Here is a 9,097-nt window from a genome sequence, read left to right as displayed (position 1 = left end):
CGATCCGGGCGCTCGCACGCGCCTGAGAGGTGTTGAGCGCGTGCGGATGAGCCCTCCGAGGTCGAATTGCGGCCGTGGTGAGCCCCTGCGCCACGCCGCGAAGCGCCACACCAGCGAAAACCTGGTGGTGCGGCTCAACCCCAACTCTGGTTTGCAGGATTTGGGTTCAACCGCCGGCCAACCTTCGCGTTACCCCGCCCGCCACTCCGCATTCGTCAAGCTCGTCAGCACGTGATCCTGCCACTCGCCATCCAGGTACAGGTAGTCCCGCGCGTACCCCTCCACCACGAATCCCAGGCGCCGCAGCAGGCCGCCGCTGCGCCGGTTCCAGGGGAAGAAGTTCGCCATCACGCGGTGCATGTTCAGCTCGCGGAAGACGTATTGGATCGCCTCCTCCAGCCCCTCTCGCATCAGCCCGTGCCCCTCGCGGTCGGCGGCGATGCCGTAGCCGAGGACGCAGTAGTGCGCCGCGCCGCGCACGAACTGCGTGAAGTTGGCGTTGCCGATGACGCGGCCGGGGTTCGCGTGCTCCCACATGAAGAGGCGCAGCGAGCGGTCGCCGCGGAACTCGGAGCGGCTCGCCTGCGACTGCGAGCGCCAGAACTCCGCCGTAAAGAACTCGGCCTCCATCCGCGGGCGGGTGCTCGCGAGGTGGTCGTGGTTCTCCACGAAGTAGCGCGCGATCGCCTCGGCGTCGCCGGGCTCGGCCAGGCGCAGCGTCAGGCGCGCGGTGGTCAGCACCGGAGGCTCGCGAAGGGAGGGCATCGTTGGACGGGGAAAGGCCGGGGGGGGAGCGGGGACCCCGTCAAGGTACGGACCGCGCGCCGCTGGGGGAAGCGGCATGCGGGTTGCTCTCCACCGCGCCTCGCAGCACGACGCCCACACACCCGCATGCTGGAGCACGCAATGAGCCCCGACGACCACAAGGACCTCCCCTTCGAAGGCGGGTCGGAGCCGGTGCCCCAGGTAAAGGAGAGCGTCCCCGGCCCCGGGCGCGGCGCCATGCAGTACGTGGTGATCGGCGTCTGCGTGCTGATCGCGCTCTTTTCGCTGCTCTGGGTGTTCGGCTTCTAAGCGAGCGGTACGCGCCACCCTGCGCACGCCCCGCCGGAACGGCTTGCCCGATCCGGCGGGGCGTGGCTATGCTTGGGCATGCTCACCGCCGTCGCGCCCCGCCGCTGGGTCTTCCCCCAGCCACCCGACTCCGCCGCCGTCCACCGCCTCTGCCAGGAGCTGCGGCTCCCTCCCGTCCTCTGCGGCCTGCTGGCGCAGCGCGGGATGGTGGAGCCGCTGGCCGCGCGCGGCTTCCTGCGTCCGCACGCGGGGCAGCTCCACGCGCCCGCGCTGCTGGCGGGGATGGGCGACGCCGTGGCCCGCCTGCGCCGCGCGCGCGAGCGCAACGAGGCGGTGCTGGTGCACGGCGACTACGACGTGGACGGGATCTGCTCCACCGCGCTCTTCACCCGCGCGCTGGGGATGATGGGGCTGCGCGCCATCCCCTTCGTCCCGCACCGGCTGGTGGACGGCTACGATCTGTCGGACGCCGGGATCGCGGAGGCGCGGAAGTGGGGCGCCACGCTGATCCTGACCGGCGACTGCGGGATCGTGGCGCACGATGCGGTGGTGCGGGCCGCCGCGGCGGGCATCGACGTCATCGTCACGGACCACCACACCGCCGGCCCCACCCTTCCCGCCGCCGCCGCGGTGGTGAATCCCAATCGGAGCGACTGCGGGTACCCGGAAAAGGGACTTGCCGGAGTCGGGGTGGCGTACAAGGTGTGCTGCGCGCTCGCCTCGGAGCTGGGCTTTCCAGAGGAGCGCCTGCACTCCTTCCTCGACCTCGTAGCCGTCGCGACCATCGCGGACCTGGCGCCGCTGGTGGGGGAGAACCGCGCGCTGGTGCGCTGGGGGCTCAAGATCCTGCCGCAAACGCCCAACCCGGGACTTCGCGCCCTGCTGCGCGTCACCGGACTGGCGGACAAGGAGATCACGGCCACGCAGGTGGGGTTCGTCCTCGCGCCGCGCCTCAACGCCGTGGGCCGCATGGGCGAGGCGCTCCGCGGGGTACGCCTCCTGTTGACCGACGACGAGCGCGAGGCGGAGAAGATCGCGGCGACGCTGGAAGAGGAGAACCGCTGGCGCCAATCGGTCGATGGCGACACCCTGCGCGCCGCCCTCCTGCAACTCGAGACGCAGTTCGATCCCGATCGCGACCGCGGCGTCGTCCTGGCGGCGGACGGCTGGCATCCGGGGGTGATCGGCATCGTGGCGTCGCGCGTGGTGGAGCGCATCCACCGCCCCACGGTGATGATCGCCCTCGATGGGGGGAACGACGGGAAGGGGAGCGCGCGCTCCATCCCCGGCTTCCACCTGTACGACGCGATGCGCGACTGTTCGGAGCACCTGACGCGCTTCGGCGGTCACCGGATGGCCGCCGGGTGCTCCATCCGCCCCGAACGGGTCGACGCCTTCCGCGAAGCCTTCGACGACCGCGCCCGTTCCCTCCTGGAGGACGACCACCTGATTCCCCAGGTGCGCGTGGACCTCGAGCTGGAGCTGCACCAGGCGAACGAGGAGCTGGCGCGTCTCATCCGCCACGCGGGCCCGTTCGGGATGGGGAACGCCACGCCCGTCTTCGCGGTGCGCGGCGTCCGGCTCGCGGGCCCGCCGAGGGCAGTGGGGAAGGGACACCTGAAGCTCACCCTTGGCGCATTTGGCCACACGCTGGACGCCATCGGCTTCGGGATGGCGGAGCGCCTGGAGGAGCCCGGCTTCTTCGACGGCCCCCTGGACGTGGCGTTCAAACTGGAAGAGAACACGTACAACGGCCGCACCACGCCCCAGGCGAAGCTGGTCGACCTGCGGCCCGCCTCGTGAGGGCCCCCACCCCCCGACACCCTCCCCCGCACGCGGGGGAGCGTGGGGGAGGGGGAGAACTGCGTCTGCACACCGATGCCACCGTGCCCGCCGCCGCGCAGACACCAGGTTCCGCAATCGAACGTCGTAGGGGCGGCCCCATGTGGCCGCCCGTGCCCGCCGCCGCTCCGTCGCCTGGCTCCACACCGCCCCGCCCGCACGGATGAGAATCGTCGCGGGAGAGTGGGGCGGACGCCGCCTCATGGCGCCGCCTGGGCGCGGGACGCGGCCGACCACCGACCGCGTTCGCGAGGCGTGGATGAGCGCGGTCGATCCTCACCTCGACGGCGCCCGCGTGCTCGACCTCTTCGCCGGGAGCGGCGCTCTTGGACTGGAAGCGCTCTCCCGCGGTGCGGCGCACGCGACTTTCGTGGAGCTGGCATCGTCCGCGCTGCAGAGCCTGCGCGCCAACCTGACGGCCCTCGGCGCCACCGCGCGCGCCGAGGTGGTGCGGGCGGACGCGGTGAAGTACGTCGCGGGGCTGGAGGCGGGCGCCTTCGACCTGGCATTCGCCGACCCGCCGTACGCGCAGGGATTCGCGGCCGCGCTGGCGGAGGCGTTCGCGGCCGCGCCCTTTGCGGGGCTGCTGTGCATCGAGCACGGGCGCAACGACGAGATCCCGGAGCTCCCCGGCGCACGCACCCGCCGCTATGGCGACACCGCGCTCACCTTCATCCCGGCCCCCGAATGAGCGACCCGCGCATCGCGCTGTGCCCCGGATCGTTCGATCCGCTGACGCTCGGCCACGAGGACGTCGTGCGCCGGGCGCTCTCGTTCGCCGACCGCGTGGTGGTAGCCGTCTCGCACTCGCCCACCACGGCCAAGCAGGGGATGTTCACCGTGGATGAGCGCGTGGAGATGATCCGCGAAGCCTTCCAGGGCGAGCCGCGCGTGGAGGCCGCCGCTTTCCAGGGCCTGCTGGTGGACTTCGCGCGCGCCCGGGGAGCATCGCTGGTGGTGCGCGGAGTGCGCGGCGGGGTCGATTGGGAGTACGAGTCGCAGATGGCCGTGATGAACCGCCGCCTTCTCCCCACCCTGGAGACGGTGATCCTTCCCGCTGACCCGATGCACGCGCACGTTTCGTCCACCCTGGTCCGCCAGATCGCCGGGCTTGGTGGGGACGTGACGCCCTTCCTCTCGCCCGCGGTGCTGCGGCGGGTGAGGGCGCGCGCGGCGTCGTGAGCTTCCTGGAAGGGGTTCGCGAGCGCGCCCGTGCGCACCCGCGCCGCCTCGTCTTTCCCGAGGGCGCCGACGCGCGCACGCTGGAGGCGGTCGCCCGCATCGCGCGCGAGGGGCTTGCGAAGCCCATCGTGATCGGCGGCGAGCTGATGGCGGTGGACCTGGAGCGGATGGGCGTGCAGGTCGAAGTCGCGGACCCCGCCACCGATCCGCGCCGCCCCGCCCTCGCCGCGCACCTGCACGAGCGCCGCCGCGCAAAGGGGATGACGGTGGAGGAGGCGCTCCGCCACTCGGGTGACCCGCTCCTCTTCGCGGCGCTGATGGTGGCGGCGGGGGAGGCGGAGGGCTCGGTGGCCGGCGTCGTGAACGCGACGGGCGAGGTGATCCGCGCGGCCCTCTGGGGCGTGGGGCCCGCGCCGGGGATCCGCACGGTTTCGTCGTCGTTCTACATGGTGGTGCCGCCCTTTCGCGGCGAGGCGGAGGTGCTCACCTTCACCGACGCCGGCGTGGTGCCGGACCCTACCGCCGAGCAGCTCGCCGACATCGCCGCCGCCGCCGCGGACGCGCGCCGCCGCGTGGTGGGCGACGAGCCGCGCGTCGCCTTCCTCTCGTACTCCACCCTGGGGAGCGCGGGCGGTCCCTCGGTGGACAAGGTGCGCCAGGCGCTCGCCCTCTTCCGCGAGCGCCACCCCGGCATCGTCGCGGACGGCGAGCTGCAGGCGGACGCGGCGCTGATCGAATCCGTGGCGCACCGCAAAGCACCCGGCTCGGAGGTGGCGGGCCGCGCCAACGTGCTGGTTTTCCCGGACCTGGACGCGGGGAACATCGCCTACAAGCTGGTGCAGCGCCTGGCCGGCGCCGAGGCGCTGGGCCCCATCGTGCAGGGCCTCGCCCGTCCCTGCAACGACCTGTCGCGCGGCGCATCGTCCGACGACATCGTGAACGTGGCCTGCATCACGGCGCTGATGGCCGGCTAGCCGGGACGGGAAACCGCTGCCAGGTGGGGTGGGCTTGGACCTCCACCCGTAACCCGCGCCCCGAGCATCCCGACAGGGGTTGGAATCCCTGCCGGTCTCCAGGCCGGAGCGACGGCGCCTGGCAGCGGCCTCGGCTGTCCTCCTGCACACAGCGGTGACTCAATCAGCGCGAGGTGCGATACCGGAAGTGTGGTGCCTCCCCCATTCGAGCACAACGCGCCGCGGACCGATCCGCCCGGCAACCGTCCGAAGCGGCCAGCCACCGCATTCGAGATCATCGCGGCTGTCCGTTCGGGTGCGCCCCTCCCGCGCTAGCGTGTGAGAATGCGGCATAAACCCGCCCCTCACACCGTACCGGGATGCCACGGAGAAAACCCTTCCCTTCTTTCCGTCGAGCTCCGTGGGTCTGTGTGAGGCGCGGTTGCGATGTCCGCCCCAGCACCCGTTGCGCACCGCCGCGCCACACCGTACCCTGTCGCCCGGACCCGGGCCCGCGCGGTGCGGCCTGTAACTGGCACATGCCTTGCCCGGATCGGTGCGGATGCGCAGGCCTTGCCCCCAACAGTGGACCCTACCGAGGAGCCATGAGCTTCCAGACGAGCAAGCAGGACGGAGTGGTGGTGGTGGACGTGGACGGTCAGCTCATCGTGGGCAATCGCCAGGAGCTGAAGCAGAAGGTGCTCGACGAGCTGGAAGGGGGGGAGCGCAAGTTCCTCATCGACTTCTCGAATACGGGGTACATCGACTCGTCCGGCCTGGGCGTGCTGGTGTCGCTTTCCAAGAAGATCCGCGAGCAGGGCGGCGAGCTGCGGCTGGCCAACCTCAACGAGGACCTGCGGACGCTGTTCGAGCTTACCAAGCTGGACACGCTCTTCAACATCGCGGACACGCGCGACGCGGCGCTGACCGGTTTCTGAGGCAGCCGCACGGCACCCGTGCCTTCGGCGCCGCGGCGGGGAGCAGCTTCCCGGCGCGGCGCGACGTGCGATGCACACAAGCTGTGCCGCTCCCTTGAGAATGCGGAACGCTGAGCCGATGAAAGAGCGTCCTGGCGCCGCCCCCGCGGAGCCCACCGCATTCGCGCTGGAGCTGCCCAGCGATCTGCGCCTGATCGACACCGCGATCACCTATCTCGTCACCCGCTGCCGCGAGTACCACTTCGCGGGGTCGCGGCTGACGCTCAACTTCCGCGTGGGCGTGGCCGAGGCGCTGGCCAACGCCATGATCTACGGCAACGGCCGCGACCCCGCCAAGCGCGTGCGCGTGGAGGTTGAGCTGGACCCGGAGCGGGTCAACGTGCGCGTCGTGGACCAGGGGAACGGCTTCGACCCCGCGGACGTGCCGGACCCCACCCTTCCCGAGCACCTGGAGGCCACCGGCGGGCGCGGACTCTTTCTGATCCGCTCGCTGATGGACGAGGTGGACTTCAACGAGTGCGGCAACTGCGTCCGGCTGACGCTGTACCGCGAAAAGCAGCAGCGGCCGCTGGCGAGCTGACCCCCTACGAATGATCACCGCCCCCGCCCCCGCCGTGCCACGGGCCGTGCGCGAAGTGCTGGACGACTTCTGCCGCGCGTACCCCGGGAGCAGCGTGTCGGTACGCGATGGGGATGGGTGGGCACACGTGTGCGGTGCGGCCGGCACCGAAGCGCCTTCGCGAGTGGCGGAGGTGCCGGGGAGCCCATTCCGCGTGGAGCTTCCGGGGGTGGACGCCTCGTCCGCCGAGGGGGTGGCGCGCTTCCTGGGGAGCACCCTGGCGCGCGGGCGGCGCCACGACGAGGAGATCCACTCGTTCAGCCGCGAGATGGCGGAGCGCTACGAGGAGATCAACCTCCTCTACTCCATCAGCGAGATCCTGGGCTCCATCATCTCGCTGGACGACGCCGCGCTGACGATCCTCTCCGAAGTCGCGGGGATCGTGGGGGCCGGGCGCGCCGCGCTCTGGGTGCACGACGCGGAGTCCGGCGAGCTGCGCCTGACCGCGGCCGAGGGGGGCGAGGGGCAGCGAGGGCCCATCCCGGTGACGGACCCCTGCTCGGTGACGGCGGAGGTGTTCCGCACCGTGCGCGCCATCCTGCTGGGCCCCGACGACGAGTGGGACCGCGGCGACTGCGCGGACTTCGTGGGGCCGGCCAACCAGCGCGGCGCCTTCCTCTCCGTCCCCGTCTCGTACACGCCGCCGGAGGGGGAGGCGCGCACGGTGGGGGTGATCAACGTGAGCGGGCGCAACTCGGAGGAGGGCTTCTCCGCGGGCGACATGAAGCTGCTCTCCGCCATCGCCAGCCAGATCGGCGCGGCGGTGGAGAACAACCGCCTGATCGCAGACAGCCTGCGCCAGGAGCGGATGGTGCGCGAGATGGAGCTCGCGCACGACCTGCAGCTCAAGCTCCTCCCACAGGTGGAGCAGTTCGCGTCGTACGCCGAGGTCGCCGCGCGATGCGCCCCGGCCGAGTCGGTGGGGGGCGACTTCTACCACCTATTCCGGCTCCCCGGCGGGCGGCTGGGGGTGCTGATCGGCGACGTGAGCAGCCACGGCTTCGGCGCGGCGCTGATCATGGCGCTCACCATGGGCTCCGTCGCCATCCACGCCTCCGAGGGCGACCGCCCCGGCGAGGTGCTGCGCCGCACCCACCAGGCGGTGATCGACGAGCTGGAGACGACGGAGATGTACATGACGCTCTTCTACGGCGTCATCGACCCCGCGGAGCGCACCCTTACCTACTCCAACGCGGGGCACTCGCACGCCTTCCGCATCCCCCCCACGGGCGAGCCCCAGCGCCTGGCCGCCACCGACCTGCCGCTGGGGATGGTGGACCTGGATGCGTACAGCGAGGCGCAGGTGGAGTGGGAGCCGGGGAGCGACGTCCTCTTTCTCTTCACCGACGGCCTCTCCGACGCGCTCGGCGAGGGCGAGGTGCAGGGCGAGCGCACGCTCCTGGACGGCGTGGCCGCGCGCCGTGGCGAGCCGCTGCAGCAGATCATCGAGGGGCTCTTCGCGCGCCCTGCCGGCGGGCGTGACATCCCCGCCGACGACCGCACGGCCGTGCTGGTGCGGATGTGACCAGCCGCCGCGAGCTGCGCCAGCTCCCGTACCCGGACGAGCTTCCGCGCGCCAAGCGCTCGCTGGGCCAGAACTTCCTGATCGACGCCAACATCCAGCGCCGCATCGTCGACTCGCTGGAGCCCGGCCCTGATGACGAGGTGATGGAGATCGGCCCCGGCGTGGGCGCGCTCACCCGCCACCTCGCGGGCCGCGTGCGCCGGCTGGTGCTGGTGGAGCTGGACAACGACCTCGCCGCGCGACTTCGCGCCGAGTACGCGGGCGAGCCGTCGGTGGAGCTGATCAACCGCGACGTGCTGGAGGTGGAGCTGGAGGAGGTGACCTCCGACCCCGCGGCGCTCAAGGTGATCGGCAACATCCCGTACAACATCACCACGCCCATCCTCTTCTCGCTCCTGGAGCGCCGCCCGCGCCCGCGCGAGATCGTGCTGATGGTGCAGCGCGAGGTGGCCGACCGCATCCTGGAGCCGGAGGGGAGCAAGACGTACGGTGCGCTGGCGGTGGGCGTGCGCTCGGTGGCCGCCGCGAAGCGCGTCCTCAACGTCAGCCGCGAAGCGTTCCGCCCGATCCCCGACGTGATGTCGTCGGTAATCCGCATCACTCCGCACCAGCCGCCGCGCCTGGAGCCGGACGAGGAGCTGGCGCTGCGCAACCTGACTCGCGCCGCATTCGGCCAGCGCCGCAAGCAGTTCCAGCGCATCCTGCGCGACGCCTACCGCCTCTCCCCCGAGCAGATCGAGGAGGTGCAGGGCGGGCTGGGCTTCGACCTGCGCGACCGCCCCGAGACCTTTTCACCCGACTCCTTCATCCGCCTCACCCGCGCCCTCACCGAGCGCGGATACGCCATCGCAGGCACGCCTTCGTCCAGCGAGTAGCCGCCGGCGTCCTCACCGGAGCGCCACCCCCGCCTTTCACGCCGCCCGCCGAACCAGTTTCCGCAGTCCACTACCTATCTCCAGACAAC

The 9,097-nt window shown here is 71.7% G+C and carries 10 protein-coding genes; 9 read left to right on the top strand and 1 reads right to left on the bottom strand.

The window, feature by feature from the left end; genetic code table 11:
- Positions 1–189 precede the first annotated feature (189 nt).
- A complete protein-coding gene (locus tag VF584_08805; protein ID HEX8210275.1) occupies positions 190–741 on the bottom strand; it encodes a GNAT family N-acetyltransferase in 552 nt (183 codons plus the stop codon).
- A 165-nt stretch (positions 742–906) separates the two neighbouring features.
- Here VF584_08805 and VF584_08800 point away from each other — a divergent pair, with 165 nt between their 5' ends.
- From VF584_08800 to rsmA, 9 genes are all read left to right on the top strand, one after another.
- A complete protein-coding gene (locus VF584_08800; GenBank protein HEX8210274.1) occupies positions 907–1,074 on the top strand; it encodes a hypothetical protein in 168 nt (55 codons plus the stop codon).
- A 78-nt stretch (positions 1,075–1,152) separates the two neighbouring features.
- On the top strand, positions 1,153–2,877 hold the full coding sequence (recJ, locus tag VF584_08795; GenBank protein ID HEX8210273.1) for a single-stranded-DNA-specific exonuclease RecJ: 1,725 nt from the start codon (positions 1,153–1,155) through the stop codon (positions 2,875–2,877).
- Positions 2,878–3,079: 202 nt separating this feature from the next.
- On the top strand, positions 3,080–3,607 hold the full coding sequence (gene rsmD / locus VF584_08790; protein ID HEX8210272.1) for a 16S rRNA (guanine(966)-N(2))-methyltransferase RsmD: 528 nt from the start codon (positions 3,080–3,082) through the stop codon (positions 3,605–3,607).
- The gene (gene coaD / locus VF584_08785; GenBank protein HEX8210271.1) at positions 3,604–4,098 is read left to right on the top strand and encodes a pantetheine-phosphate adenylyltransferase; all 495 of its coding nucleotides are present in this window, start codon (positions 3,604–3,606) and stop codon (positions 4,096–4,098) included. The genes rsmD and coaD overlap by 4 nt, the downstream gene beginning before the upstream one ends.
- Entirely contained in the window at positions 4,095–5,072 is a 978-nt protein-coding gene (gene pta, locus VF584_08780; GenBank protein HEX8210270.1) for a phosphate acetyltransferase, read from the top strand. Before coaD ends, pta begins: the two co-directional genes overlap by 4 nt.
- 584 nt (positions 5,073–5,656) lie before the next feature.
- Positions 5,657–5,989: an STAS domain-containing protein gene (locus VF584_08775; GenBank protein HEX8210269.1), complete on the top strand. Its 333-nt coding sequence runs from the start codon at positions 5,657–5,659 to the stop codon at positions 5,987–5,989.
- Positions 5,990–6,107: 118 nt separating this feature from the next.
- Complete coding sequence (locus VF584_08770; GenBank protein ID HEX8210268.1) at positions 6,108–6,569, top strand: ATP-binding protein; 462 nt, start codon at positions 6,108–6,110, stop codon at positions 6,567–6,569.
- 10 nt (positions 6,570–6,579) lie between these two features.
- The gene (locus VF584_08765; protein ID HEX8210267.1) at positions 6,580–8,133 is read left to right on the top strand and encodes a GAF domain-containing SpoIIE family protein phosphatase; all 1,554 of its coding nucleotides are present in this window, start codon (positions 6,580–6,582) and stop codon (positions 8,131–8,133) included.
- Positions 8,130–9,008, top strand: coding sequence for a 16S rRNA (adenine(1518)-N(6)/adenine(1519)-N(6))-dimethyltransferase RsmA (rsmA, locus tag VF584_08760; protein HEX8210266.1), 879 nt, complete (start codon positions 8,130–8,132; stop codon positions 9,006–9,008). The genes VF584_08765 and rsmA overlap by 4 nt, the downstream gene beginning before the upstream one ends.
- Positions 9,009–9,097: the final 89 nt, after the last annotated feature.

This window comes from Longimicrobium sp. (genome assembly GCA_036389135.1).
Lineage (GTDB): Bacteria > Gemmatimonadota > Gemmatimonadetes > Longimicrobiales > Longimicrobiaceae > Longimicrobium.
Note: the sequence above shows the minus strand (reverse complement) of the source record. Positions and strands in the feature narration are given on the sequence as shown.

Excerpts from the sequence above, each read along its gene's own strand:
- VF584_08775 (HEX8210269.1), top strand. The coding sequence starts at position 5,657 with ATGAGCTTCCAGACGAGCAAGCAGGACGGAGTGGTGGTGGTGGACGTG.
- recJ (HEX8210273.1), top strand. The coding sequence starts at position 1,153 with ATGCTCACCGCCGTCGCGCCCCGCCGCTGGGTCTTCCCCCAGCCACCC.
- VF584_08765 (HEX8210267.1), top strand. The coding sequence starts at position 6,580 with ATGATCACCGCCCCCGCCCCCGCCGTGCCACGGGCCGTGCGCGAAGTG.
- VF584_08770 (HEX8210268.1), top strand. The coding sequence starts at position 6,108 with ATGAAAGAGCGTCCTGGCGCCGCCCCCGCGGAGCCCACCGCATTCGCG.
- coaD (HEX8210271.1), top strand. The coding sequence starts at position 3,604 with ATGAGCGACCCGCGCATCGCGCTGTGCCCCGGATCGTTCGATCCGCTG.
- VF584_08800 (HEX8210274.1), top strand. The coding sequence starts at position 907 with ATGAGCCCCGACGACCACAAGGACCTCCCCTTCGAAGGCGGGTCGGAG.
- rsmD (HEX8210272.1), top strand. The coding sequence starts at position 3,080 with ATGAGAATCGTCGCGGGAGAGTGGGGCGGACGCCGCCTCATGGCGCCG.